This is a genomic window from Actinoplanes sp. NPDC023801, from assembly GCF_040639655.1.
Lineage (GTDB): Bacteria > Actinomycetota > Actinomycetes > Mycobacteriales > Micromonosporaceae > Actinoplanes.
Window position 1 is genome coordinate 392,999 of the sequence record NZ_JBFAAI010000004.1, and the last position, 25,284, is coordinate 418,282.

The following is a 25,284-nucleotide window of genomic DNA, read 5'->3' on the forward strand; positions in this document are numbered from 1 at the left end:
TCAGCTCCTCGAGAACATGGCGAGCATGCGGCGGGTCACCGCGAAGCCACCGAAGACGTTGATGCTGGCCAGCAGGATCGCGGCGACGCTGAGCCCGGTGACGACCGGGCCGCCGTGGCCGAGCTGGAGCAGGGCGCCGACGACGATGATCCCGGAGATCGCGTTGGTGACCGACATGAGCGGTGTGTGCAGGGCGTGGTGCACGTGCCCGATCACGTAGTAGCCGATCACGATGGCCAGCGCGAAGACCGTGAGGTGCCCGCGCAGCGCGGCCGGCGCCGCCGCGGTGAGCAGGAACAGCGCGGCGGCCGCGACACCGGTCACCACCAGCGGGTTCATCGGCTTGCGGGCCGGCTTGACGGCAGCGTCCACCGGTGCGGCGGCCACGGCTGCCGGCGCCGCCGACACCGAGACGGGCGGCGGGGGCCAGGTCAGCTCGCCGTCGCGGACCACGGTCATCGACCGCTGGACCACGTCGTCGAAGTCGAGGACCAGCTCGCCGTCCTTGCCCGGGGTCAGCAGCTTCATGAGGTTCACCAGGTTGGTGCCGTAGAGTTGGCTGGCCTGGGCGGGCAGGCGGCCCGGCAGGTCGGTGTAGCCGATCAGGGTCACCCCGTTGGCGGTGACGACCACCTCGCCGGCGACCGTGCCCTCGACGTTGCCGCCGTTGGCCGCGGCCATGTCGACGATCACGCTGCCCGCCTTCATGGTCGCGACCATCTCGGCGGTGATCAGCCGCGGTGCGGGGCGGCCCGGGATCAGCGCCGTGGTGATCACGATGTCGACGTCGCGGGCCTGGTCGGCGTAGAGCCGGGCGGCCCGCTCGTTGTAGTCGTCGGACATCTCCTTGGCGTAGCCGGTGGACGAGACCTCCACGTCGGCGGCCTTGACCTCGAGGTACTCGCCACCGAGGGAGCGGACCTGGTCGGCAACCTCGGGGCGGGGGTCGGTGGCCCGTACGATCGCACCGAGGCTTCCGGCGGCGCCGATCGCGGCGAGCCCGGCGACACCGGCTCCCGCGACGAGGACCTTGGCGGGCGGGACCTTGCCGGCGGCGGTGACCTGACCGGTGAAGAACCGGCCGAAGGCGTGCGCGGCCTCGACCACGGCGCGGTACCCGGCGATGTTGGCCATCGAGGACAGCACGTCCAGTGACTGGGCCCGGGAGATACGCGGGACCGCGTCCATCGACAGTGCCGTGATCGGCCGGCGGGCCAGGTCATCGACCAGATCGGGGTCGAGTCGCGGGTTGAGCATGCCGACGAGGGTGGTCCCCTCGGCGAGTTTGTCGAGCTGCTGGGCGGGTGGCGGGTTGATCGTGAACACGACGTCGGCGGCCAGCGGGTCACCGATCGAGGCTCCCGCGTCGGCGTAGGCCTCGTCGGAGAACGATGCCGCGGCACCGGCGCCGGGCTCCACCACTACCTGATATCCCAGTTTGGCCAACTGCTCCACGGTGGCGGGAGTGGCCGCCACCCGTCGCTCACCCGGATCCGGGTCCCTCAGTACACCGATGATCACCGTCGACTCCTCGGTAGATGTTGACCATGGAAACGGCAGGCCGAGGCCGCCGGTTCAATACGCCGGGTGATTGTTACTCACCAGTACGCCGATATCCAGAGGCGTCTCACCACCGTCTCACGGCAACCTCACGGCCACCATCGCGCACCGTATCGGTGATCGTGACTGACGGGAACGGTCCGAAGGTAACGATGAGCCCGCGGAACTGCGGGGCCGCACTTCGGAAGGACCGCTCTTGCGCCAGATTCTTCGCCGCCTCGCCGTTGCCGCCCTCCTCGCTCCCGCGGCCGCCGCAGCCGCCGCCACGATGATCGCGTCCCCGGCCGGAGCAGCCCCGGCGAAGGTCTCCGAGCAGGTCCTGCAGGACGAGGTCAACCGCCTCACCAACGTGGAGCGGGTCAAGGGCGGATGCGCGGCGCTGACCGTGGACGCGCGGCTCACCGCGGCCGCCCGCGGCCACAGCGCCTGGATGGCGCGGACCGGCACGTTCTCGCACACCGGCAGCGGCGGCTCCGACTTCGTCAGCCGGGTCAAGACCGCCGGCCACGCCGCGCCGGCCAGCGAGAACATCGCCTGGAGTTACCGGACGGCGGCCCAGGTGACCGACGCCTGGATGAAGAGCCCGGGCCACCGCGCCAACATCCTGAACTGCGCCGCCAAGAGCGTCGGCACCGGCGTCGCGTACGCCGCGAACGGAAAGCCGTACTACACCCAGAACTTCGGCTCCTGAGCCGATGACCGCGATGCCCCAGCCGATCCCCCTGCGGCTGGGGCATCGCCATGCGCCCGGACCAGGGCAGCCATCAGCAGGAGTCCACCGGCCAGGGTGAGCGGCCGGGTCAGCTCCCCCATGTACGGCTCCCAGACCGGGTCGTTGCCCGGTGCCGCGGTGGTGAGGGTGACGACCGCGGTCGCCGGCAGCGTCAGCGACATCCCGGTCCACCACAGTGCTCCGGACCTGGCCGGAACGAACCAGCCGGCCAGCAACCCGGTCAGCCAGCCGGCCACGCTCAGCGGCAGGGCAGGGGCCGGGCGGTCGCGTTCGAACTGGACGGCCAGTCCGCCGAACCGGCCGCCGGACAGCTGCGAGCCACATGCCTCGCGGTCCTCCGGCAGGCAGGCCACCGCCCCGTACGCCGTGAGAAGAAGCCCGTCGCGCCGGGCCACGAAGCCGCCGTCGCCGTACGGGCTGCCGGTCGTGGACCAGCCGGTGCGCTCGAATCCGTCCCGCGCCCGGCCGCTCAGCGCCTCGAACCCGTCCGCGCCGACGTTCACCGTGACCACGGCGAACCCGGGCAGGTACTCGCCGCCGAGGAACCAACCGGCCCCGTACGGATAGCCGAAGACCGCGTCGGACCGCTCGACGAACTCCGCCGGCACATCCGGTACCGCGGCCGCGACCAGCGCACGGGCCTCCTGATCGGTGAGCAGTGCGACCGGCGAGCGCCAGCCCAGCCAGGCCCCCGCCGCGGCACCGAGCGCCGCCACCGTGAGCGCCGAAAGGATTCTGCGGATCATGGGCAGGGATCCTAACCGCGGCCCGGACAACGCTTGCCTCATTCGCCACCGTCGCTCTATTCTCCATCAACAGGCAGGAGGAAAGCGCTTTCCTGCATCTAGTGGCGGTCATCCCCTTTATCGGCCGCCGCGCCATCCCCTATGCGCGCGCATCCCGACTGCGCGACAAGAAAACAGGTGAAGCGAGATGAGACGATCAGTCGCAGTGCGACTCTCCGCTGTGGCCGGAGTCGCCGGCGTGGCCGGGGCGATCGCCCTGGGCCTCCCCCAGCTCGAGGCGTCGGCGGCCACCGGTGGCGTCACCGGCTACGCCACGCAGAACGGCGGCACCACCGGCGGTGCGGGCGGCGCCACGGTCAAGGCCAGCACCGGCACCCAGATCCACGCCGCACTGTGCGGCCGGGCCGCCAGCAACACGCCGATCACCATCCAGGTCGAGGGCACGATCAATCACGGCAACACCGCCAAGGTCTCCGGCAGCAGCTGCAACACCGCGGCCGGCGTGATCGAGCTCAAGGACATCAGCAACGTCACCATCGTCGGTGTCGGCAGCGGCGCCACGTTCGACCAGCTGGGCATCCACATCCGGAACTCCAGCAACATCATCATCCAGAACGTGACCGTCAAGAACGTCAAGAAGAGCGGCAGCCCGACCTCCAACGGCGGCGACGCCATCGGCATGGAGAGCACGGTCCGCAACGTCTGGGTCGACCACGTGACCCTCGAGGCGTCCGGCGGCGAATCGGAGGGCTTCGACGGCCTGTTCGACATGAAGGACGACGTCGAGTACGTGACGCTGTCCTACGCCATCCTGCGCAACTCGGGCCGCGGCGGCCTGATCGGCTCCAGCGAGAGCGACACCGGGAACAACTTCATCACGTTCCACCACAACAAGTACGAGAACATCGACTCGCGTACGCCGCTGCTGCGTGGTGGCACCGCGCACATCTACAACAACCACTACTTCTCGCTGAACGAGTCCGGCATCAACTCGCGGGCCGGCGCCAAGGCGAAGGTGGACAACAACTACTTCCAGAACTCCAAGGACGTGCTCGGCACCTTCTACACCGACCAGCTCGGGTCCTGGCAGGTGTCCGGCAACATCTTCGACAACGTGACCTGGTCCGCCCCCGGCACCGACAACCGGCCGGCCGGCCCGAACGTCACCTCGAACACGACGGTGAGCATCCCCTACTCGTTCACCCTCGACGGCGCGTCGTGCGTGCCGTCCATCGTGGCCGCGACCGCCGGCGCCAACAAGGGCCTGGCCGTCTCCAACGGCAACTGCTCGGTCACCACCAGCCCGTCGACGCCGACCTCGCCGTCGGGCAGCCCGTCGACCAGCCCCTCGACCAGCCCGTCGCCGTCGACCAGCCCGACCGGTCAGCCGTCCGGCACCAACCTGAGCATCGGCGCCGGCGCTGACGGCTCCAGCAAGGCCAGCGGCACCAGCTTCGGCAACGTCCGCGACGGCAACCTGAGCACCATCTGGTCCCCGAGCGGCGCCACCGGCGACATCTCGATCAAGTGGGGCTCGGCGACCACGGTCTCGAAGATCAACATCCGCGAGGCCTCCGGTTCCTCGATCGGCAACTACCAGGTCCTCAACGGCGCGACCGGCGCGGTCCTGAAGTCCGGCACGGGCGGTGGCGTGATCACCTTCCCGGCCACCTCCACCACCAAGATCACCTTCAAGATCACCAGCTCCTCGGGTACGCCCAAGATCGCCGAGTTCGAGACCTACGCCTCCTGATCTCGACGCTCGCACCACAGTCGCCCGGGCCGGTTCTCCGGCCCGGGCGCCTCCGCGCCGTACCGCTCCCGGCTCCCAGGGCGAGGCCCGTGCCCGGAAGCCGGCGACCTACCCGAGACCCCAGCTCTCCTCCGCGGCGATCATCTGCGCGGTCTTGGCCGGGTGCCGGTCCACCAGGTCCAGCTGGGCCATGGACAGTCCCGCCTCGTCGGCGAGCGGACGCAGCTGCTGAACGCTTTCGAGAAGCTGCTCGCCGGGCACCCGGCGGATGAACCGCGGCGCCCGGCCGCCGCTGGACGCCCGCGAACCCTCCGGCGGTGGCCGGCCGGGCAGATACTTGCCGGTCAGCACCCCTTGAGCGAGCGGCTGGAACACGATCCGGCCGATACCCTCACCGCGGCAGAGCGGCAGGATCTCCGGTTCGATGACCCGCCGGAGCATGTTCTACTGCGGCCGGCTGGCGACGATACGGCTGCGCAGTCCCATGTCCGCGGCCAGATCGAGAGCGGCCCCGGATCTGCGGCGCTTGCAGCCCCATGCGGTCCCGGCGCTGCAGAGTCACCTCGACCGGAGTCCGGGCGTGGTGAACGGCGCCGGCCATCAGTTCGGATATGATCATCCGGGCGGAAAACCGCCGCACCGCCCGGCGGTGAGGCCGCGAAGAACACCGGCATGACTACCGCGCCGTCCGGTCCGCTCCACCGTTCGAGGACAACCTGCCCGCAGCCCCGGCATGGGGCGTACTCGGTGAGGTCGGGAGCGTACGGTAAGAATGCGTAGTCGCTGTGCCGATCGTTCGGGCCGGTGTGATGCCGATGCTGTCGATGCCGGACCCGAATCCGTCGGGCGCGCGGACCAGGGCCGGAGGTCGCCGTCATGCAGGGCACACACCGAAACCACAGCCTCGGGTGCACCGTCGATGACGGTCCGCGCCATGCCTGACGCGGGACACCGCGCCCGGGTGGCGCTCCTGGTCACCACACACGGCCCCGACGTCGGCCGGCTCTGCGACGCCTGCGTGGCGGAGCTGCCCGGCGTGAGCGGCGCGGGCCTGGCGGTGATGTCGTCGCTGCCGGCACAGCAGGTTCGCTACACCAGCGATCCGGTCAGTGCCCGGGTCGAGGAACTGCAGATGCTGCTCGGCGAAGGCCCCTGTGTCGAGGCGTTCGCCCAGGGCCAGCCGGTGATCGCCACGGATCTGGGCGACACGTTCTGGTTGCGCCGGTGGCCCGCGTTCACCCCGGCCGCGGTCGACGCCGGCGCACAGGCGGTGTTCGCGCTGCCGCTGCAGGTAGGCGCTGTCCGGCTCGGCGTGATCGACCTGTACCGGACCAGTCCCGGACCGCTGATGGGAAACGACCTGGCCGAGGCCCTCGCGTTCGCCGACGCGGCCACCGAACTGCTGCTGGCCGAGCATCTGCCCGGCGGGCAACTGCCCAGCAGCGGGCAGCTGTTCGCGCATCGCGCGGGGGTGCATCAGGCCACCGGCATGGTCAGTGCACAACTGAGCGCACCGATGACTGAAGCATTCCTGCGGTTGCGGGCCCACGCCTATGCCGCCGAACGCAGTCTCGACGAGGTCGCCGCTGACGTCGTGGCCCGCCGGCTGCGGTTCACCGGGACGAACAGCGACGAGGCAGATTTATGACGACGACCGTGACCGGGAGGCGGCCGTGACAACGCCCCATGATCAAACCTTGACCGAAGCGTTCGTCGAGCTCACCGACACCCTGGTGGACGACTTCGATGTGATGGAGTTCCTGCACCTGCTGACCCGCCGCTGCGTCGACCTGCTCGGCGTCCGGGCGGCCGGCATCATGGTCGCCGACCAGCGCGGCGCCCTGCGTGTCATGGCATCCTCCTCCGAGGAGGCTCACCTGCTGGAACTCTTCGAGGTGGAAACCGATGAAGGTCCCTGCGTCGACTGTTTCCACACCGGCCGAGCCGTCGCGGACGTGGATCTGGCCGTCCCGGAGCCACGCTGGCAGCGGTTCGCCGCCCGCGCCCACGAGGCCGGGTTCCGGGCGGTTCACACCGTTCCGGTACGACTGCGGGACGAGGTCATCGGTGTACTCAACCTTTTCGCTGCGGTCCCCGGTCCGCTCGACAGCGCCACCGCGACCGCGGCCCGGGGCCTGGCCAACGTCACCACCATCGGGCTGCTGCAACACCGGGCCGTCGAATACCGGCAGCTCCTCGCCGAACAGCTCCAGCACTCCATGAACACCCGCGTGGTCATCGAGCAGGCCAAAGGCGTCCTCGCCGAACAACTCGGTCTGAACATGGCCGACGCCTTCGACGAACTCCGCCGGTACGCCACCCGTACCGGCCGCCGCCTCAGCGATGTCGCCGCCGCCGTGGCGGCCCGCGACTACGGCCCGCTGCCTGCCGATCGGGGCGGGCAGCCCCGGATCCTGCTGATCCGCCGCTTCGACTGGGACGACCTCGCCCCGCTACGTTCTGCCGTCGGCGCCGCGGCGGCCCGGCACGGCGTGCCCGAGGTGCACCGCGGGCCCCTCGTCCTCGCCGTGCACGAAGCCGCGGCCAACGCCGTGCGGCACGGTGGTGGCAGCGGACAGTTGCTGCTCTGGCTCCAGGCCGGCAACCTGTACGCCGAGATCAGCGACCACGGTCCGGGCATCCCGGAGGGGCCTCGTCTCCTCGCCGCCACGCCCGGAAACGGCATCCACGAGCGCCGCGGACTCTGGATGATCAACCAGATCAGCGCGGACCTGAACATCGACACCGGCGCCACCGGCACCCGCCTGCTGCTGCGTTACCCGATCGACTCGCCCGGCGGATAGCCGAACGACTCGCCCAGACCGGTCAGATCCAACAGCCACACCACCACCTCGGAGGGCGCCGAGATCACCACGCGACAGCCGATCCGTGAGCCCTCCGCTTGCGCGGCAAGCAGCGCGCGCAGACCGGCGACATCACAGAAGTCCACCACGGCCATGTCCAGCATCAGGATTCCCGGGCCGGTCCCGCGCACTCCCAGTCTCAGCTGAGCGCCGACCTCGTCCGCGACCGTCCCGTCGAGGTCGCCGGACAGGACCGCGGTCACCCGGTCCCGCACCCGGTCCCGCACCCGCTCGCCGACCACCACACGCCCCGTCGCGCTCCCGGAAGACACCCACCACCACCGCCGTCCTGGTCGGGCCGGCAGCAATCCGCGGAACCGTCGCCGCAGCCCGGAACATCGGCCGGCCGGAGGCGACCGGGCGTCTCGCGGTAGACGCCTACCCGAAACGGTTACCCGCCGCCCCGCCCCCTCCGGCCTGACCTGACCGGATGCCCTCTGGTGGTGCGCGTCCAGTTCGCCGCACGGTCATGGACGCCCATCGCCCGTACGCCGTCGACGCCCTTCAGATGGTTGCATCGTCGAACCATTTGGTTGTACGGTCGAACCATGGAATCCGGTGAGGTCGACGCGGCGCAGGAAGCCCTCATGCGGTTCGTCCGGAACTTCGGGCTGCACCAGCCCGACCGCACCCCGTGCGGGCAGCCGCTGCCCGTCTCCGAAGCGCACGCCATGGTGGAGATCGCCCGTGAGGGACGGCTGCGTCAGGTCGATCTCGCTCGCCGGCTCCGCCTGGAGAAGAGCACCGTCAGCCGCCTGGTCACCAACCTCGTCAGCCGCGGCTGGATCCAGCGGGAAGCCAGCGGCGACGACGGCCGCGGAGTCCTGCTCGTGATCACCGAAGCCGGGGCCACCGCGGCCACCCGGCAGGCCGACGCGCGCCGCAATCGGCTCACCGCCGTCCTCGACCGCATTCCCGACGACCAGCGCGGCGACATCGTGCGCGCGCTGCAGACCCTCGCGGAGGCCTCTGTTGAACCCCCGTAACCGCCGCCCGCACCTGCTGCTGGCGGCCGCCACGAGCGCGATCGCCCTGCTCACCGGCTGCACCGGCGACAGGCCGGCCGATCGGCAGGCCGAGATCGCCGCACGAGGCTCCTCGGTCATGCCGTTCGACCTGGAACGCACCACCCATCGGTTCGCCAAGGCCGACACCGGCGGAACCCAGACCGTTGTCGCCGACGATCCCCGGAGCACCGATCAGATCGCGCTCATCAGGCAGCACCTGACGGCGGAGGTGGAACGCTTCCGGGCCGGCGACTTCGCCGATCCCGCCCGCATCCACGGCACCGAGATGCCCGGCCTGGCGGAACTGAGGGCCCACGGCGGGCGCATCGCCATCACCTACGAGAACACCCCCGACGGCGCACGCGTCACCTACACCACTGACGACGACAAGCTCCGGGACGCGCTGCATCACTGGTTCGACGCCCAGGTCAGCGACCACGGCGAACACGCGACGGGCTGAGGGACCGGCTACATCGATCGGCACGGACCCGCCTTCGTCGATGGCGAACAGCGGAGCTCATATGCCGGGGGCCGGCCTCCCCCACTGTGGCGGGAGCCGGCCCTCGGCATGTCGCACCCGGGTGCATTCACCCGGCGCTCACTGCAGGGCGCGCACCTCGATGCGCGACCGGGCGGCGGCCGAGCACCGCTCCGCCCACACCAGGGCTGATTCCTCGTCCGGAGCGTCGATGATCCAGAATCCGCCGACGTACGCGGGTGCCTCCACGAAGGGGCCGGGGATCCGCTTCGTCTCGCCGTGGGTGGCGTCGACGGTGGTCGCGGTCGACGGCGGGTGCAGCCCTCCGGCGTGCACGAAGGCACCGGCCTCCTGCAGTGCCGAGTTCAAGCTGCCGACGGCGGCGATCATGGACTCCATCTCGGCCGGGTCCATCGCCTGCATGGACTCCATCGTCGGGGACTCGGCCGTGTCGTGCGGAACGGTCAGGAAGTACTGCGCCATGGGAAGGGTTCCTGTTCTGTAGCGGTAATGGTTGGGCGACCGGGCCCGGGGCGGTTCGGTCCTCACCCTCCATCGTGGAGCGCCGTCCCGACTACGCTTTCGATGTGGATCGAAAGGTAGTGGAGTTCCGGCTGGGGACGACCGACATCTCGGCGATCCGGTTCGGGATCTCCCCGGGGTACGAATTGGTCCACGCGGTCCGCGCCGTGCTGCGTCCACAGGTGGTGCCGCTGCACTGGGGCTGGTTCCGCAGCTTGCGGGACGAGGCGGGCAGCGAGGGATTCCGCCTGATGGCGGTGATCGCAGGCGTCGACGGGTACATGCCGGACTTCCTCACCACCGACCCGTCCGGCGACATGACTCCCGAGGAGGAGCTGGAGCGGTTGCGTCGTGTGCCGGACGACCGGCTGCGGTCCGATCTGGAGAAGATGGTGCTCCGGTCGAGCGGTGCCCGGCAGCAGGAGATCCGTGAGCTGATCGCGGACCCCACGCGTGCCCGGACGGCGATCGTCGCGGCCTGGCAGCAGGTGTGGGACGCGTTGCTGGCGCCGGTGTGGCCGCAGATGTTGCGGCTGCTGCGCGCCGACATCGCGGTACGGGCCCGGCGCAGCAGCGACGCCGGACTCGCCGAGATGGTCGCCACCCTGCACTCGACCGTCACCTGGCACAACGATGTGGTCCGGGTCCAGCTTCCGCACTACGAGGCATCCGTCGACTGCGGTGGTACGGGACTGCTGCTGGCGCCCTCGGTGATGGCGACCCGTCGCTGCGCCGTTCTCGACGAACCTCCCACCCATCCGACGATCTTCTATCCGGCGCACGGGATCTCCGAGACGTGGCATCGTCCCACCTCGGACGTGCTCGAAGCACTGAGCGCACTGCTGGGCTCGGCCCGCGCCCGTCTCGTGCTGGAACTGCAGCAGCCGTTGTCGACGTCGGAGTGCGCCAGGCTGACCGGGCTGGCCGCCTCGACCGCCTCCCACCACCTGACCGTGCTGCGTAACGCCGGCCTGGTGGACAGCCGGCGCGCCGGAGGCCGTGTCCTGCACACCCGTACGCCCCTGAGCGAAGCGCTCGCCGGCGGGCACTGACGCCACCCGCCGGCCGGGCGCCTAGCATGGCCTCGATGACTGATCCCGGATCACGACCCGCCGACCTTCCCGCAGCCCGGGCACGGGCGGAGGAGGCCCTGCGCCTGCTGTCCGCCGAGCCGGTCGGGCTCGATGTCGCCGTCAAGAGGCTGGGCCGGGCAAGCGGTGTCTATGCGTGGTGGGCTGCTCCGTCGGTCCTTCCCGGCCTGCCCGGCATGCCGAATCCGCATGTCCCGTCGCTACGGATGCTGTATCTGGGCCGGGCGACGACCCTGCGTGGCCGGATCCTGCGCAACCATCTGAGACGTTCCGGCAGTTCGACGCTGCGCCGTACGCTGGCCGGTCTCCTCGTGTCCGAGGGCTACCGCACGACGTGGACGGATCGGGTCGTGCTGATCCCCGAGGACGAGGCGCGGCTGACCGCATGGATGTACGCGAACCTGCGGCTGACCTGGGCCCAGGACGCGGAGCCGGCCTCGGTCGAGGCGACTCTTGTCCGGCGCCTGCACCCTCCGCTGAACGTGAGCGGCGTCGACCCCGAACACGTTCAGGCAGCCGTGGTCGACGCCAAGAAGGCGTACAACGACTCGAGTCGTCCGGCCGGGACCTCGCCCGCGCCGTGACCGGATGTCCGGACCGCGGGCCTGCTCCTGTTGGTCGCCGTCATCGCAGGAACGGGTGCCACTCCCGGATGTGAACGACGGTGACCCCGGTCGTCGAGAAGTAGGGATCGGCGGTGAGGATCGCGTCGACCGCCCCGCGGTCCTGCGCGTCCACGATGATCACCGCCCCGGAGTCGTCGGCGAAGGGCCCGGCCATGCGGACCACGCCGCGGCTGTGCAGGCCGGACAGTACCTCGCGGTGGGCGGGGCGTGCCGCCAGTCGTTCCGGGGCCGGGGTGAAACCGAGTTCGATCATCCACATGCCGGCAGGATAGGAACGATCGGCCGCCCGGCGCTGTATCAGTTGATACATGGGTTCTCTGGCGTCCGTCCCGGCACTGCGAGCTCTGGCGCCCGGAGCGCTGGTGGCGTTGGCGGCCCGGGCGCGGCCGGCCCGCTTCACCGCGGGCACCGTGCTGCGGCCGGCCGGTGAGGTGGCTCGCTCAGTGGTGTTCCTGCTGTCCGGTACGGTCGTCGCCACCCATGTCGGGCCGGCGGGGACCGAGATCTGGCCCGAGCAGTGGACCGGTCCGGCCGTCGTGGACAAGGCCGCGGTGCTGGACGGCGGCCCGCCCGCAACGGGGTTGACGGCATTCACCGCGATCTCCGTGCGGTTGCTTGATCGCGCCGGCTTCCTGGATCTGCTGGAACGCGAACCGTCGGTACGTACCCACGTGCTCGCCCAGCTCGCCCGGGACGCCATGGCCGGCCGCCGGAGACTGATCCACGCCGTCACTCTGCCCGCCGTCGCGCAAGTGGCCCTCTGGCTGGCCCGGCCGGGCGCGGATCCGGACGTGGTATGGCGCGGGACCCAGGAGCAACTGGCTCACCTGCTCGGTCTCAGCCGGGTCACCGTGAACCGGGCCCTGGCACGTCTGGTCCGGGCCGGAGCGATCGAGCTGACCGTACGCGGAGTCGTCGTCACCGACCGGTCACGTCTGGTCGTGTTCGCGGGCGACGCGGAGACTCCCGGCCGGTGAGTGGCCGGGAGTCTCCGCCCGCGGATGCCGGCGGTGCGTGGCCAGCCGGGGTATGACGCCCGGCGGGCGGACGAGGCGAAGCCGGGGACGACCTGGTCGGGCCGGGTCGTGTCCTCCGCCGGCCGTCACGGCCGGGCAGATCGACGTCGAGCATGCGCACCGGGGTTGTCAGGCTCCGCGCCGCCACGGGCTCGTGGGTTGCAGCACCGCCTCAGCCAGTGCCCGCGAACGCAGCGAGCTGATCTGCCGGTATTCCGGATCGGCCACCATGCGGGCGAACGTATGCCGGGATGGATAACGCACCAGCAGGACCGCGTCCCATTGCTGGCCGGGTTCGGCGATCAGAGCTTGCGCGCCGTCGCCGGCGTAGACGACCTCGACGCCGAAGCGCGGCGCCACCCGTTCTCCGAACGCCTTCGTGTACTGACCGTAGAGCCGTCGGCCGCCGTCGGCGAACCGCAGCAGGTTCAGCATCACCACCGGCTGGTCCGGGTCTTCGGCGAGGAATGCCGTCATGAAGTCATCGTCGGGATCCACAGCCATCGCCGCCTCCTGTTCCACGGGCCGCGCTGGGCCCCGGGCCCATTCGGATGCGCCGGCCCCCTCGCGAACATACTGCATTTCTAGTGCAAATACATCGGGCCGCGCGAGGGGCGACGACGCACACCCCGCCTCAACCTGCAGTTTCAGCCCGGGATCGCCGGGAATCCGTCGCCGACGGGAGCCGCGAAGGACGGGCTGAATGGTTCACGAGACGGAGAAGCAACGCTGGGAGCGCAACTTCGAGGATCTCCTGCGCGAGTTGCGGGTGGCGCAGACCGGGGTGCAGATCCTGTTCACGTTCCTGCTGGCGCTGCCGTTCACCAGCCGGTTCGACGCAATGACCGGCCCGCAGCGCATCGTCCACCTCGTGGCCCTGCTGGCCACCGCCTGCGGGACCGCAGCCGTCATCGCGCCGGTCGCGATGCACCGGGCGCTGTTCCGGCGCGGCCGTAAACCCGCGCTGGTGCGTTTCACCCATCGCGCCTCCATCATCGCCCTGGGCTGCATGCTGACGGCGATGGTCGCGTCGGTGCTGCTGGTCGCCGGCTTCGTCCTGTCGCCGCCGGCGGCCTCGATCCTGACAGTCGTCACCACGGGCTGGCCCCTCTTCCTCTGGGCGCTGTTACCGCTCAGCCGGCGCGGCACCGCACCGGACAGGGAGCTGTCCGCCCATGAGGTCGCGGTGCGGATCAACCAGTCCTGCAAGGAGCCGATCCCGCTGTCGCGACGGCGCCACTCCGGCCTCCGGCCAAGGAACCGGAAGGTCTCGCGGGGACTCAGGCGCGTGTGAGCGTGACCGGCGAACCCGGCCCATTCCGTCAAGCGGCGCCGGCGGATAACGAGCCGCCCGATCCTTGACGACGGGGATGGATGCCCCGCGCCGCCGGTCCGGCATAGTATGCGTCAATCCCCTCCCTCACCGGAGCCGCACCCATCCCCCATGTGGGAGCGCTCCCGACCCTCGAAGGATCCATCCCCATGTCTCGAACGCGAAAAGTGCTGACCTCGGCCGCGGTGGCCGCGGTCGCCGTCGCCGGTTCGGTCGCCGTCGCCCTGCAGGCGAGCGCCGCGGCCGGCTGCCAGGTCGACTACAAGGTGACCAGCCAGTGGCAGGGCGGTTTCGGCGCCGACGTCAAGATCACGAACCTCGGTGATCCGATCAACCAGTGGAACCTGGCCTTCTCCTTCAGCCCCGGCCAGAGCATCAACCAGCTGTGGAACGGCTCCTTCACCCAGTCCGGCGCCGCGGTGACGGTGCGCAACGCCTCGTACAACGCATCCATCGCCACCAACGGCTCGGCGTCGTTCGGCTTCAACGGCGCGTTCACCTCAGCCAATCCCGTACCCGCCGCCTTCACCCTCAACGGCACGGCGTGCACCGGGGGCGTGACCACTCCGAGCAGCTGGCCGGTCACGTCGCCGTCCACCTCGCCCTCGTCCTCCCCCTCGACCTCGCCGTCCACCGGACCCGTCACCGGCAGCGCGGCACAGCTGGTCGCCGACATGGGCAAGGGCTGGAATCTGGGCAATCAGCTGGAAGCCAACATCAACGGGGTGCCCAGCGAGACGGCCTGGGGCAACCCGGTCGTGACCGGCGCTCTCATCGACCGGGTGAAAGCGGCCGGGTTCAAGACGATCCGCATCCCCGTCTCCTACCTGGGCAAGATCGGGGCTGCACCGAACTACACCGTCGACCCCGCCTGGCTGAACCGGATCCAGGAGGTCGTCGACCTGGCCCACGACCGGGGGCTGTACGTGCTGATCAACATGCACGGTGACGGCTACAAGAGCGTCGGCGGGGCCTGGCTCATCTGCGACTCCTCCTCGCAGACGACGATCAAGGAGAAGTACCAGAAGGTCTGGCAGCAGGTGGCGTCGAAGTTCCAGAGCTACAGCGGGCGCCTGATCTTCGAGTCCATGAACGAGAACTTCGACGGGCAGTACGGCAACCCGACCCAGCCGTGCTACTCCAACATCAACGCGTACAACCAGATCTTCGTCGACACCGTCCGCCGGACCGGCGGCACCAACACGTCGCGGTGGCTGCTGGTGCCGGGCTGGAACACCAACATCGATCACACCGTGGGCAGCGGCTTCGTGCTGCCGACCGATCAGTACCGGTCGGCCGGCATCCCGGCCACCGAGCAGCGCATCATGATCTCGGTGCACTACTACGACCCGTGGGACTTCGCCGGTACGGAGGACGGCACCATCACGCAGTGGGGCCCGGCCGCCACCAACCCGTCGAAGAAGTCCACCTGGGGCCAGCAGGACTTCATGGACGCCCAGCTCAAAAAGGTGCACGACGCCTTCGTCGTGAAGGGGTACCCGGTCTTCGTCGGTGAGTACGGCTCGATCGACAAGACCTCGTACGACTCCACGAACAACAGGTACCGGGCGGACTATGCGCGCACGCTGGTGGCCACCGCGAAGAAGTACGGTGCGGCAACCGCCTACTGGGACAACGGCCACAACGGCCAGCACGGGTTCGCCCTGTTCGACCGCAACACCGCGACCGTGACCCAGCAGGGCATCATCGACGCCATCATGGCCGGCTGATCGCTGATCGGCGGGTGTCCATGCGACCGGTGGACACCCGCCGACTAGGGTCGATCCCATGATCACCCCGCCGTGGCCGGATCCGGTACTCCAGCATGCCGCCGAGAGTCTCGCGGCCGGTCATCCCGAACCCGCGTACGCCTGCCTCGGGGACGGCGTGACAGACCCGGACCGTCGTGAGTTCTACGCCGATGTGCTCGGCAAGATCGGTGAACGACATGTCCGGATGCTGGAGGCGAACGCGAACGCCGCGCCCGGCGACCCGGCCCGATGGCTGCTGGCGGGCGCCGCCCTGTGCTTCGCGGCCTGGTCGGCGCGCGGCACGAACACCATGGCGTACACGTCGGACGAGCAGGTCCGGGGCCTTTTCGAACTGTCCCGGACGGCACGTGCCCGGCTGCACCGCGCGGCCGAACTGGCTCCGGCCGACCCGGTGCCCTGGACCATCCTCCAAAGCATCGCCAAGGCCGCTCCGGCCGGCCGCACCGAACCGGCCGAGGTGTGGGACCGCTTGGACGCCCTCGCCCCGGAATCGTTCGCCGGCAACTATCAGCGGCTGACCGTGCTGTGCCGCAAGTGGTACGGCAGCACCGACGAGATGCTGCGGTTCGCACAGCAGCGCAGCGGCCGCCAGCCGGACGGGCATCCGCTGTGGTCGCTGGTCCCCAAGGCCTGGATCGAGGTCTGGTGCGACAGCTGGATGTTCGGCAACATGCTCAAGCGTGCCTACTGCCTGATCCGCAAGCCCGCCCTCCGATCCCGGGCCGCGCGGGCCCAGGTGGACGCCGCGTCCGAACGCATCCTCGCAACCGACGCCTACGCCGGCCACCCGTGGTACCAGGCCGCTCATCAGATGTTCGGGGCGTACTACGTCAACGCCGGACAGACCGGCCGCGCCCGGCCACATCTGGAACGCGGCGGCACGCGGGCGGCCAGGTGGGCGTGGGACCTCTTCGGGACCGACGACGACGAGCAGGCCGAGCTGATGAAGGCGCGGCAGGCAGCGGGCATCTGACCGCGGCCGCGACGACGAGGCAATGGCGCCGCTGATCTCCGGGGTGTGGGAGGCCTTCGGCCCGATCTGTGAACGGCGAGCCGCCGGGTGGCCCCGCCCGGTACGGACGGGGCCACCCGGCGGGCTGTCAGGGCTGTACGGACTGGTCGCGGGCGATGCGGACCAGTTCGACCAGGCCGCCCGCGTACTCCTGGGCCTCGGCGTGTGCCTCGTCGAACGGAGGCTGGAAGCCGACGCCCTCCCACTGCTGGGTGGCCTCGTTCCAGCGGTCGTTGCCCACCTCGAAGTTCCACGCCGTGATGCCGAGGTCGTAGTAGAGGTGGTCGGCGGAGTTACCGGCCGCGGAGTACAGCACGTCGGCGACCGGGCCGGTGTAGGCCGGCCACGTCACCGTGCCGCGTTCGGCGGAGATGGCGCCGACGATGCGTTTCGCGCTGTCCAGGAAGAACTTGGACTCGTCGATCGACGGCCGGGGCAGCGTCACGCGTCCCGGGATCTTGTAGGCGCCCGGCGACCACATGAAGTATCCGCCGTAGCTGTGCACGTTCAGCGAGAACTTGATGTTGCTGTACCGGGTGGCCAGCGCGACCACGTTGCGGCTCTCCGCCTCGGAGAGTTCACCGGTTCCGGCGAACGTGCCGGACAGGCAGTTCGGGCTGCCACCGACGTACCCGTCGAAGTAGGAGCCGACCGCGTAGTTGCGGTTGACGTCGACACCCCAGGAGTCGCGGTACCGCGGATCCCGGGACGCTCCGGTGCAGTGGTTGACCAGGTTCTTGCGCTGGAAGTTGAAGTCGTTGAACGAGTAGTTCGCCCCGTCCGGGTTCACCATCGGGATGACGAAGACGTCCACCGAGTCGACCAGGGCCCGGCTGGCCGGGTCGGTCGCGTAGTTCGCCAGCAGCCGCTCCGCGAACTCGAGGGTGACCAGCGGCGTCGCCCACTCCCGGGCGTGCTCCTGCGAATAGGCGAGCACGCCGGGTTTCGAACCGTCACGGACCTTGCCGATCCGCAGCGCCTGGACGGTCTGCGGGCCGCGCGGCACCTCGGTGCCCTTCAGGCCGTCGTCCAGCCGCGCCGGCCCGGCGACCGGCATCGGCAGCCCGGCCGAGCCGTCCTCCACGAACGCGCGGAACCGCTGCGGGAAGCGGGCCGTGATGAACGCGGCGACCTCGTCGGTCGTGCTGATCACCTTGCCGCCGGCATCCGTGGCGAGGGTGACGGTCAGGACCCGGTCGCGGTACGTGGCCGCGAGCGCCCGGTTGGGCCGGCCGGGATCGGTCGTGCGCACCTGGACACCGTTCATGCCCTGATCGCCGAAACGGACCGAGTCCACCACGATCGCGGCGACCGCTGGATCACCGAGGTACGCGCTCGCCGTACGCCGATAGCCCTGGGTCTTGTTCGGCAGGTCGATCACGTCGACCAGTGCCGGGTACTGCCGGTCGAGCCGCCGGATCCGGGCCCTGATGTCGGTGGGCGTCATGTAGGCGTCGATGAAGTCCTTCTGGTATCCGCTGGGCAGTGCCGGCGGGGTGGCACCGGGCCAGGCCTGCGGCGTAATCGCGCGGGACCGGCCGCCCAGGCTGGAGGTCGCGCTGACCGTCACCGGCTGTGCGGGAAGCGGCTGGGGCAGTGCGTAGTGGTACTGGTACTCCGCCGCGTCCTCGAAGCGGACCAGCGGGTACGACCCGGTGTCACCGCTCGCGGTCCGCCAGGTCACCGTGATCTCCACGTCAGGGTCGTCGGAGGCGGTCGTGGCGACCTGGGTCTGCAGGAAGGTGCGCCCGTTGCTGGTCCACCAGTAGGCCTGCAGGAACTGCAGGGTGTCAGCGGCGGCCGGGGCGGCGCTCCGGCTCCGGGCGAGCCGGCGGGCGCCGTCGGACTCCCGCTGGATCAGTTGGACGGCGGTGGCGCCCTCGCCGGTGAGGGTGGCGAGCTCACGGTCGTCGACGACGACGTCGAGCAGGATCGCGCCGGGGATGACCCGTGGACGCGCGGCGACGTCGGCGCCCCTGGCGAGCAGGCGGTCGACGGCGGCCTCGTCGGGCAGCTGGAATCGGATCAGGGCCCGCTCGCCGGCGGTGAGGGTGATCGGCGCGGGGGTGGGCGCCTCGGCCTTGACGGTGACGGGTCCGGCGGCGGCCGGCTGGGTCGTGAGCAGTGCGGCGGTCAGGACGGTGGCGGCGGTGGCCAGCCAGCGATGTCCGGACGACATGGAACCTCCTGCGTCTGTGAAGGATGTCGCCCCTCACCGCAATCCAAAGATTCCAATATGTCAATGCCCTGCGGTCGATCAGTCGGCGTGCACCCGGTTGCGGCCGCTGCGTTTCGCGTCGTAGAGACGCTGGTCGGCGCGGCTCATCGCCTCCGTCAGCGAGGCCGGTCCGGCCACCTCGGCGAGGCCGACACTGATGGTGACGGTCAGACCCGGTTCGATCGAGTCCCAGGGGTACGCCGCCACGCCGGCCCGCAGCAGCTCGCACCGCGCCCGCGCATCCTCGATCCCGCACCCGTGCAAGGCGATCAGGAACTCCTCCCCGCCGAACCGGGCCACCAGGTCGGTCTCACCGGCCTGGTCCAGGAAGATGCCGGCGATCCGCCGCAGCACCTCGTCACCGACGAGATGCCCGTACCGGTCGTTGACCCGCTTGAAGAAGTCGACGTCGGCAACCGCCACAGTGACCCGGCCACCGGCCGCCACCAGCTTCGGCAGCCGGTCGTCGACCGAACGCCGGTTCGGCAGGCCGGTCAGCGCGTCCTCGGTCGCCTGACGCTGCCACACCACGTTGTCGGCGGCCAGTTCGGCACTGCGCGCCCGGTGCAGTTCCGCCTCCAGGCGCGCGTTCTCCGCCTCCAGCCGGACGTTGTCCAGCTCGAAGTGGTGCGCCGCCATCCGGGCCCGGGCCGCGGCGACCTGGTTGTGCAGCTCGCGTTCCAGATCGTGGAAGTCCCGGTAGAACGCCAGCGCCGCGACGAAGTCACCGATCCTCTCGTGTGCCTCGGACAGCTCCCGCGAGATCTCCATGGCCATCGGCTTCTCGCCCGCCTCGTGCGCCCGGTCCAGCGCCAGCCGCAGACCCGCGATGGCCTCGGTGTGCTCGCCGCGCATCAACCGCACCCGGGCCTGATGCTGCAGGGCCGCGGATTCCAGGGTGCGGTAACCGGCCCGGACCGCGATCAGCCGGGCCTCCTCGATCAGCCGGGCCGCGGTGTCGAGGTCGCCGGCCAGTGCCAGCAGCATCCCGTAGTTGTCGAGGCTGATCGCCTCCCGGAACGGGTGCCGGGCCTCCCGGGCCAGCCGCAGCGCGTCGGCCACGTAGCCGAGCGCGCCGGTCAGCACCCGTTCGGCGGCCTCCGTCTCGCCCCGGCCGCGGAGCCTGGTCACCTCGTACACCGCGTTGTCGCTGACGTTGTTGAGGATGCAGAACCTGGCCTCGGCATTCATGCCCTCGGCCATGTCCAGGGCCAGCATGAGGCTTTCCGTGCTCAGCTCGCGGTCGCCCATGCTGCCGCGGACCACCCCGGTCCGGTTGTGCACCCAGTAGAGCAACTCCCGGTTGCCCAGGTCCTGTGCGATGTCACGGGCGGTGGCCAGCACACCGAGCGCCTCGTCGTGCACGCCGAGTTCGATGAGCGGCATGGCCTGCAACGTGAGCACCTCGCAGAGACCGACCCGGTCGCCGAGTCCTTCCAGGATCACCGCCGCCTTACGGCAGGCCGCGATCGCCTCCTCCTGCCGGCCGACCCGCATGAGCTGGGTGCCCAGGCAGCGCAGCGCCGCCGCCTCACCGGTGCCGTCCCCGATCGAGGCGGCCCGGTCCGCGGCGGCCCGCGCCATCTCGCATCCGGCCCGGTAGTCCCCGGCCAGGCGCAGCTCCTCGGCCCGCTGCAGCAGGACATGAACCGGCAAGGTGTCGCTGTCGGCTGCGTTCACCGTGCTCAAGCCGTCCTCCTCAACACCGGGACCCCCGCCGCCACGATCAGGCATGACGCCCCATCGACCGGCCCGGCACGATCATAAGAAGTCGGCACCCGCCGCGCTGTCGCGTGTCGGCACGAGACTCCTTCGCCGGCTCATGGCCCGCAGCACGTCCTCCTCATGGTCCAGCATCCGGCGTACCAGGCGGGCGGCCTCCTCGTCGGCGTCACCAGCTCCACGGCGCGCCCCAGACCCGTCATCTGCGGGAGGAGGGTCTGGCCACCTGGCGCACGGCGATCGGCCGTTACGTCGACCCCCAGCCGGGGATGCGTCTGCTGGACCTGGGATGCGGCACCGGCAGCTGGACACGGGCGTTTCGCAGGTGGTGGCCGGAAGCCGACGTCGTGGCGGTGGAGCCCTCGGCGGCGATGCGCGACCGCGCCGTGATCCAGCCGGTCCTGGCGGGCGCCGCCGACGACATCCCCGCTGCGGACGCGAGCATCGACGCGATGTGGATCTCCACTGTCATGCATCACATCGCCGACCTGCAGGCGGCGGCCAGGGAGATACGGCGGGTACTGAAGCCGGGCGCCCCGGTACTGATCCGATCTGCCTTCGCCGGCCGGCACGAGGCCATCAGCCTGTTCCGCTGGTTCCCGGAAGCCGTCGAGGTGCTCGATCGCTATCCGAGCATCGCCGGTGTCGAGGCTGCCTTCGCCACCGCCGGTTTCACCACCGCGGGCTGCGAATCCGTTTCCAGGTCTCGGCCGCCTCGCTGGCCGAGGCCGCTGCCGGGCTCCGGCGCGAGGCACACACTCCGCTGCAGCTGATCAGCGACGAGGCGTACGCGGCAGGCGTCGCCAGGTTGAACGAGGCCGCCCGTACGCAGTCCGGTGCGGTCGTGGACGCCCTCGATCTGCTGGTGCTGCGGTGAGCCGTACCCGGCCGGCAGCCACGGGAGGACATCGCCGTGCCGCGGCGCTCAGCCGGTTCCTGTGCCGCGGCGAAGGCGGCTGAACACGGATGGCCCTGGGCTGGCTCGCCAGCCGGCGTTCACCCGTGTTCAGAGATCGTCGAGCGGAGCCGGCGGCGGTACGTGGCGTTGGCGATGCCGTGCACCAGGCGGACGAGATCGGCGGTGCCCTCCGGGTCGTCGGCGCGGCGGACCACCGTGAGGATCGGGTGGACCTCGTCGAGCTCGACGCCACCGCACAGCAGCACGAAGTGCAGGACCAGGCCGCCCAGGCGGGCGTTGCCGTCGTCGTACGGGTGGAAGAAGGCGACGTCGAGGTACGCCCGGGCCGCGCGAGCCGTCACCGGGATCGTGAGGTCGGCGCTTTCGGACAGACACGACTCGTACCGCTCCCGGGTGTCGGCGTGCAGCCCGTACCGGTCCCGGCCGTTCTTGGCGAAGGCCGGGCCGCGCCGGAAACCGGCGGTGGAGATGCCCCGCAGCATCCCGTTCCACCGGGCCGTCAGGTCCGGGGTGAGGCCGGTGCCGGCCTCCGCCGCACGCCGCGCGTCGGCGTACGCGGTCAGAAGCAGGCTCTGACGTCGCGGGTCCTCACCGATCGCGGCACGGGCGGCGAACCCGTCCCGGACGGCACGGATCGGGGCGTGCGGATGCGGTACGACATCGCGCCACGGGACCTGCTCGCGGACCCGCTGCCAGGTGGTGAGCTGATCAGGCAGCGAGCGGACCGGTCCGGGCACGGCCGCCGGGTCGAAGCCGGGGCGGGCGGCGGCAGGGCCGGCATCACGCCGGGTGAGCGAACTGAAGCCGGATAGCCGGACGCGGTCAGCGGTCAATGCGGTCAGTCCTTCCGTGGGACAGCCGGCGAGCCCCGAAGACCTCAGTCGCCTCGTCGCCCGGAATCAGTCTGCTTGCCGGCTGCCGGGCAACCGGCTGCCATGCACGCTCATGCGCTCGACGGTCGAGGCGCCCCGCAGGAATCCCGCCGCTCCGATCCGCATGACCGTTTCGCGGTAGTCCGGCGACGCCTCGAGCGCATCAACGGCCGCCTCGTCCTGCCAGAGGGTCACCACCGAGCAGTCGGTTCCCGCCCGTCCGAACAGCAGGCCGAGGAAGCCCGGCTGGCCACTGAACATCGGAAGCGACTCCTCGGCGGCAAATCGTTCGTACTCGGCGGCCCGCTCCTCGTCCACCTGAGTGCGCCAGATACGCATGATCATGCGCCCATGATGCCCGGGTCGTCTCCGGTGCGCGCCGTCCGCCTACCAGCGGCCGCCGTGCCCGGCGATGTGCCGGGCCGCCACCCGGCCCAGGATCCGGCCACCGGCCCACATCCCCCGGGCGGGGAGCCCGCCCGGCGTGCCGGGGTGCCCGTCCACGAACGGCCACCACGATGCGAAGACGGTGCCGGCGCCGGTCTCGACCGTACGACGGAACTCGCCGGCCAGAACCGCGCCGAGCTCCGCGTGCGCGAGCAGATCCCGGCGTACGAAGAACGGGTCGGTGACGAAGCCCTGCGCGGTGACGCCGTCGCGGAGCTGGTCCGGTGTGGGGAAGACGTCCTCGACACCGATGCCGGCGTACAGCGGCCGGGTCCGGTCGGCGACCGCCACGAGCAGCCCGGTGAGGTGACGGGCGAACGTCGTCATCTGCCGGCGGGTGTGCCCCGGGTCGCCCAGCGGTCCCGCCGACATCAGGATCTCGACCGGCCGGGTGTCACCGGCATCCCAGCGAGGGTCCGGCTGGACCCGCATCCGCCCGTGACGGCCGATGAAGAAGCCGTCGCCGTCGGGCCTAGCGCCCCGCTCGAGGAGCACGTCACCGATGGTTTCGGCGGTGCGGTCGTCGCCGGGGCCGGGCCAGACCGCCACGGTCAGAAACGGTGCGTCCATCCGTGCCATACCGAGCCCGTCCCGTCCGTGTGACGCCGCTGACCACGATAGCCGTGACCGTCCCGGACCGGCCGGTCGGCCGCCCGGCGCGCGGCCGGCGGCGCCGGGATCGATCTTGGTGATGCGGGTGCACCGGTGGAATCATCTGATCATCTACCGGCCTCGATCCAGTTCGCGGGCGAAGCGCTGATCGAGGACACGAGTGAGGAGGCACGCTGTGGGACTGCTCGACGGCGTCGACTGGCAAGGGAAGATCTTCAAGGACGGTGCATGGACCGCCGGCCGCGGCGGCGACTACCCGGTCGTCGAACCGGCCACCGGCGCGGAGCTCGGCCGGATGGGCCTGGCGACCGCTGAGGACGTCGCCGAGGCGGGCGCCCACGCCGCCGAGGCGCAGAAGCGGTGGGCGGCACTGCCCCACACCGCGCGGGCCGCGGTGCTGCGCAAGGCCGGCGACCTGTGGCAGCGGCACGCCACGGAGATCAGCGACTGGAACGTGCGCGAGGTCGGCGCGGTTCCCGGGATGGCCGGGTTCGCGCTGCACGTCGCCGCGGAGGAATGCTTCGAGGCGGCCTCGCTGCCCAGCCGGCCGTACGGCGAACTGCTGCCGTCCGAGCAGCCCCGGCTGTCGATGGCACGGCGCATACCGGCCGGGGTGGTCGCCGTCATCTCGCCGTTCAACGTGCCGATCATCCTCGGCATCCGGTCGGTGGCTCCCGCCCTGGCCCTCGGTAACGCCGTGATCCTCAAACCGGACCCGCGGACCGCGGTCACCGGTGGCACCCTGATGGCACGCGTCTTCGAGGAGGCCGGGCTGCCCCCGGGCGTGCTGCAGATGCTGCCCGGCGGACCGGACGTCGGCGAGGCGCTGGTCACCGATCCGCACATCCGGGTCATCTCGTTCACCGGGTCCACCCCCGTCGGACGGCGCATCGGCGAACTCGCCGGACGGCACCTCAAGCGGGCACACCTGGAACTCGGCGGCAACTCCGCGCTGCTGGTCCTCGACGACGCCGACGTCGGCGCGGCGGTCAACCTGGCCGCCTGGGGTTCGTTCTTCAACCAGGGCCAGATCTGCATGACCACCGGACGGCACCTGGTCGCCGACCGCCTCTACGACGAGTTCGTGGAACGCCTCGCCGCCAAGGCCGGCAAGCTGCCGGTCGGCAATCCCGCCACCGAGCAGGTCGCGCTCGGCCCGATCATCGACGCCGGGCAACGCGACAAGATCCACGGGCTGGTCACCGCCAGCGCCGGCCAGGGCGCCACGGTCGCGGCCGGCGGCACCTATCAGGATCTCTTCTACCGGCCGACGGTGCTGGCCGACGTACCGATCGCCGCACCCGCCTTCGCCGAGGAGATCTTCGGGCCGGTCGCGCCGGTCACCCGGGTGTCGTCCGTGGAGGACGCCGTCGAACTGGCCGCCGCCGGCGAGTACGGCCTCTCCCTGGGCATCGTCACCCGCGACGTGATGCGGGGCCTGGCCGTCGCCGAGCAGATCCCGACCGGGATCGTGCACATCAACGACCAGACCGTCAACGACGAGGCGAACGCCCCGTTCGGCGGGCTACGGGCCTCCGGCACGGGCTCCCGCTTCGGCGGACCGGCGGCGAACATCGAGGCCTTCACCGAGACCCGCTGGATCACCATGCGCGGCGAGCCGGCGACCTACCCCTTCTGAGCCGGCGCGAGCAGGCGCAGCAGGTGGACGCGGATGTCGCCGTCCAGCAGGTCGTCCGCCTGCGCCAGGAAGCCGCGCAGGTGTGGGCGCTCCAGGTTGGCGGCGTGCTCCTCGGGGCCGCGCCACACCTCGTAGAAGTGGAACGATGCCGCATCGTCCACCGCGACGTGCAGGTCGTAGGCGATACAGCCCGGCTCTCGCAGGGTCGGCTCGATGAGCGCGGTCAGGGCGTCCCGCAGCGCCATTTCCCGTCCCGGTTTGGCGCGGAGGTGGGCGATGACGGTCAGGTTCTCTGGCATCGATGTGGATCTTCCCCGTTCGGTGCCCGGTCATGCACGCCGG

26 protein-coding genes and 2 pseudogenes are annotated in these 25,284 nt (G+C 70.7%); 15 read left to right on the forward strand and 13 right to left on the reverse strand.

The window, feature by feature from the left end; all coding sequences use genetic code 11:
- Positions 1-1,521, reverse strand: a complete 1,521-nt coding sequence (locus AB0G04_RS11815) for a Re/Si-specific NAD(P)(+) transhydrogenase subunit alpha (protein ID WP_360980630.1) — start codon at positions 1,519-1,521, stop codon at positions 1-3.
- 235 nt (positions 1,522-1,756) lie between these two features.
- Here AB0G04_RS11815 and AB0G04_RS11820 point away from each other — a divergent pair, with 235 nt between their 5' ends.
- Entirely contained in the window at positions 1,757-2,251 is a 495-nt protein-coding gene (locus tag AB0G04_RS11820; protein ID WP_360980633.1) for a CAP domain-containing protein, read from the forward strand.
- Here AB0G04_RS11820 and AB0G04_RS11825 read toward each other — a convergent pair.
- The gene (locus AB0G04_RS11825) at positions 2,227-3,039 is read right to left on the reverse strand and encodes a hypothetical protein (protein WP_360980636.1); all 813 of its coding nucleotides are present in this window, start codon (positions 3,037-3,039) and stop codon (positions 2,227-2,229) included. The genes AB0G04_RS11820 and AB0G04_RS11825 overlap by 25 nt on opposite strands.
- Before the next feature lie 187 nt (positions 3,040-3,226).
- Here AB0G04_RS11825 and AB0G04_RS11830 point away from each other — a divergent pair, with 187 nt between their 5' ends.
- Positions 3,227-4,792, forward strand: coding sequence for a polysaccharide lyase family 1 protein (locus AB0G04_RS11830; protein ID WP_360980639.1), 1,566 nt, complete (start codon positions 3,227-3,229; stop codon positions 4,790-4,792).
- A gap of 108 nt (positions 4,793-4,900) precedes the next feature.
- On the opposite strand, the gene AB0G04_RS11835 is transcribed toward AB0G04_RS11830, so the two are convergent.
- Complete coding sequence (locus tag AB0G04_RS11835; protein WP_360980642.1) at positions 4,901-5,233, reverse strand: aldo/keto reductase; 333 nt, start codon at positions 5,231-5,233, stop codon at positions 4,901-4,903.
- 493 nt (positions 5,234-5,726) lie between these two features.
- Here AB0G04_RS11835 and AB0G04_RS11840 point away from each other — a divergent pair, with 493 nt between their 5' ends.
- The 3 genes and pseudogenes from AB0G04_RS11840 to AB0G04_RS11850 all read left to right on the forward strand — a co-directional run bounded on the left by AB0G04_RS11840 (position 5,727) and on the right by AB0G04_RS11850 (position 7,596).
- Complete coding sequence (locus tag AB0G04_RS11840; RefSeq protein WP_360980645.1) at positions 5,727-6,440, forward strand: GAF and ANTAR domain-containing protein; 714 nt, start codon at positions 5,727-5,729, stop codon at positions 6,438-6,440.
- A 103-nt stretch (positions 6,441-6,543) separates the two neighbouring features.
- A pseudogene (locus AB0G04_RS11845) lies at positions 6,544-7,140 on the forward strand (GAF and ANTAR domain-containing protein); the annotation flags it as partial.
- Between the two features lie 9 nt (positions 7,141-7,149).
- Positions 7,150-7,596 carry an ATP-binding protein gene (locus AB0G04_RS11850; protein ID WP_360980775.1) on the forward strand — a complete coding sequence of 149 codons (447 nt, stop codon included), beginning with the start codon at positions 7,150-7,152 and terminating at the stop codon, positions 7,594-7,596.
- On the opposite strand, the gene AB0G04_RS11855 is transcribed toward AB0G04_RS11850, so the two are convergent.
- The gene (locus AB0G04_RS11855) at positions 7,569-7,928 is read right to left on the reverse strand and encodes an STAS domain-containing protein (RefSeq protein ID WP_360980648.1); all 360 of its coding nucleotides are present in this window, start codon (positions 7,926-7,928) and stop codon (positions 7,569-7,571) included. The two genes, AB0G04_RS11850 and AB0G04_RS11855, sit on opposite strands and share 28 nt — an antisense overlap.
- A 276-nt stretch (positions 7,929-8,204) precedes the next feature.
- On the opposite strand from AB0G04_RS11855, the gene AB0G04_RS11860 reads away from it, so the two are divergent.
- Both AB0G04_RS11860 and AB0G04_RS11865 read left to right on the forward strand, forming a co-directional pair.
- The gene (locus AB0G04_RS11860; protein WP_360980651.1) at positions 8,205-8,642 is read left to right on the forward strand and encodes a MarR family transcriptional regulator; all 438 of its coding nucleotides are present in this window, start codon (positions 8,205-8,207) and stop codon (positions 8,640-8,642) included.
- Positions 8,629-9,123 carry a hypothetical protein gene (locus AB0G04_RS11865; RefSeq protein WP_360980654.1) on the forward strand — a complete coding sequence of 165 codons (495 nt, stop codon included), beginning with the start codon at positions 8,629-8,631 and terminating at the stop codon, positions 9,121-9,123. The genes AB0G04_RS11860 and AB0G04_RS11865 overlap by 14 nt, the downstream gene beginning before the upstream one ends.
- A 138-nt stretch (positions 9,124-9,261) precedes the next feature.
- On the opposite strand, the gene AB0G04_RS11870 is transcribed toward AB0G04_RS11865, so the two are convergent.
- On the reverse strand, positions 9,262-9,624 hold the full coding sequence (locus AB0G04_RS11870) for a YciI family protein (protein WP_360980657.1): 363 nt from the start codon (positions 9,622-9,624) through the stop codon (positions 9,262-9,264).
- 104 nt (positions 9,625-9,728) lie between these two features.
- Between AB0G04_RS11870 and AB0G04_RS11875 the strand changes: the two genes are divergently transcribed.
- The gene (locus tag AB0G04_RS11875) at positions 9,729-10,715 is read left to right on the forward strand and encodes a DUF5937 family protein (protein WP_360980660.1); all 987 of its coding nucleotides are present in this window, start codon (positions 9,729-9,731) and stop codon (positions 10,713-10,715) included.
- Between the two features lie 35 nt (positions 10,716-10,750).
- Positions 10,751-11,338 carry a GIY-YIG nuclease family protein gene (locus AB0G04_RS11880; RefSeq protein ID WP_360980663.1) on the forward strand — a complete coding sequence of 196 codons (588 nt, stop codon included), beginning with the start codon at positions 10,751-10,753 and terminating at the stop codon, positions 11,336-11,338.
- A 40-nt stretch (positions 11,339-11,378) separates the two neighbouring features.
- On the opposite strand, the gene AB0G04_RS11885 is transcribed toward AB0G04_RS11880, so the two are convergent.
- Positions 11,379-11,639, reverse strand: coding sequence for a YciI family protein (locus AB0G04_RS11885; protein WP_360980666.1), 261 nt, complete (start codon positions 11,637-11,639; stop codon positions 11,379-11,381).
- Positions 11,640-11,688: 49 nt separating this feature from the next.
- Between AB0G04_RS11885 and AB0G04_RS11890 the strand changes: the two genes are divergently transcribed.
- Positions 11,689-12,357, forward strand: a complete 669-nt coding sequence (locus AB0G04_RS11890) for a Crp/Fnr family transcriptional regulator (RefSeq protein WP_360980669.1) — start codon at positions 11,689-11,691, stop codon at positions 12,355-12,357.
- Positions 12,358-12,525: 168 nt separating this feature from the next.
- Here AB0G04_RS11890 and AB0G04_RS11895 read toward each other — a convergent pair whose 3' ends face one another.
- Positions 12,526-12,900: a DUF1330 domain-containing protein gene (locus AB0G04_RS11895; protein ID WP_360980672.1), complete on the reverse strand. Its 375-nt coding sequence runs from the start codon at positions 12,898-12,900 to the stop codon at positions 12,526-12,528.
- Between the two features lie 199 nt (positions 12,901-13,099).
- Between AB0G04_RS11895 and AB0G04_RS11900 the strand changes: the two genes are divergently transcribed.
- The 3 genes from AB0G04_RS11900 (at position 13,100) to AB0G04_RS11910 (ending at position 16,474) form a co-directional block, all read left to right on the forward strand.
- Positions 13,100-13,690: a DUF6328 family protein gene (locus AB0G04_RS11900; RefSeq protein ID WP_360980675.1), complete on the forward strand. Its 591-nt coding sequence runs from the start codon at positions 13,100-13,102 to the stop codon at positions 13,688-13,690.
- Between the two features lie 188 nt (positions 13,691-13,878).
- Positions 13,879-15,459, forward strand: a complete 1,581-nt coding sequence (locus AB0G04_RS11905) for a cellulase family glycosylhydrolase (RefSeq protein ID WP_360980678.1) — start codon at positions 13,879-13,881, stop codon at positions 15,457-15,459.
- A 58-nt stretch (positions 15,460-15,517) separates the two neighbouring features.
- Positions 15,518-16,474: a hypothetical protein gene (locus tag AB0G04_RS11910; RefSeq protein ID WP_360980681.1), complete on the forward strand. Its 957-nt coding sequence runs from the start codon at positions 15,518-15,520 to the stop codon at positions 16,472-16,474.
- Positions 16,475-16,601: 127 nt separating this feature from the next.
- Here the strand turns inward: AB0G04_RS11910 and AB0G04_RS11915 are convergent, their stop codons facing one another.
- Together AB0G04_RS11915 and AB0G04_RS11920 are read right to left on the reverse strand one after the other, a co-directional pair.
- A complete protein-coding gene (locus AB0G04_RS11915; RefSeq protein ID WP_360980684.1) occupies positions 16,602-18,692 on the reverse strand; it encodes a M14 family zinc carboxypeptidase in 2,091 nt (696 codons plus the stop codon).
- Between the two features lie 78 nt (positions 18,693-18,770).
- Positions 18,771-20,411, reverse strand: a complete 1,641-nt coding sequence (locus AB0G04_RS11920) for a diguanylate cyclase (RefSeq protein ID WP_360980778.1) — start codon at positions 20,409-20,411, stop codon at positions 18,771-18,773.
- 260 nt (positions 20,412-20,671) lie between these two features.
- Here AB0G04_RS11920 and AB0G04_RS11925 point away from each other — a divergent pair.
- Positions 20,672-21,330, forward strand: a pseudogene (locus AB0G04_RS11925) (class I SAM-dependent methyltransferase).
- 119 nt (positions 21,331-21,449) lie between these two features.
- Here the strand turns inward: AB0G04_RS11925 and AB0G04_RS11930 are convergent.
- The 3 genes from AB0G04_RS11930 to AB0G04_RS11940 all read right to left on the reverse strand — a co-directional run bounded on the left by AB0G04_RS11930 (position 21,450) and on the right by AB0G04_RS11940 (position 23,261).
- The gene (locus AB0G04_RS11930; RefSeq protein ID WP_360980687.1) at positions 21,450-22,205 is read right to left on the reverse strand and encodes a hypothetical protein; all 756 of its coding nucleotides are present in this window, start codon (positions 22,203-22,205) and stop codon (positions 21,450-21,452) included.
- A gap of 66 nt (positions 22,206-22,271) precedes the next feature.
- Positions 22,272-22,589: an antibiotic biosynthesis monooxygenase gene (locus AB0G04_RS11935; RefSeq protein ID WP_360980690.1), complete on the reverse strand. Its 318-nt coding sequence runs from the start codon at positions 22,587-22,589 to the stop codon at positions 22,272-22,274.
- A gap of 42 nt (positions 22,590-22,631) precedes the next feature.
- Positions 22,632-23,261 (reverse strand): hypothetical protein, encoded by a 630-nt coding sequence (locus tag AB0G04_RS11940; protein WP_360980693.1) that lies wholly within the window; start codon positions 23,259-23,261, stop codon positions 22,632-22,634.
- 217 nt (positions 23,262-23,478) lie between these two features.
- On the opposite strand from AB0G04_RS11940, the gene AB0G04_RS11945 reads away from it, so the two are divergent.
- On the forward strand, positions 23,479-24,942 hold the full coding sequence (locus tag AB0G04_RS11945) for a benzaldehyde dehydrogenase (RefSeq protein ID WP_360980696.1): 1,464 nt from the start codon (positions 23,479-23,481) through the stop codon (positions 24,940-24,942).
- On the opposite strand, the gene AB0G04_RS11950 is transcribed toward AB0G04_RS11945, so the two are convergent.
- Complete coding sequence (locus AB0G04_RS11950) at positions 24,930-25,241, reverse strand: putative quinol monooxygenase (RefSeq protein ID WP_360980699.1); 312 nt, start codon at positions 25,239-25,241, stop codon at positions 24,930-24,932. The two genes, AB0G04_RS11945 and AB0G04_RS11950, sit on opposite strands and share 13 nt — an antisense overlap.
- Between the last annotated feature and the right edge of the window lie 43 nt (positions 25,242-25,284).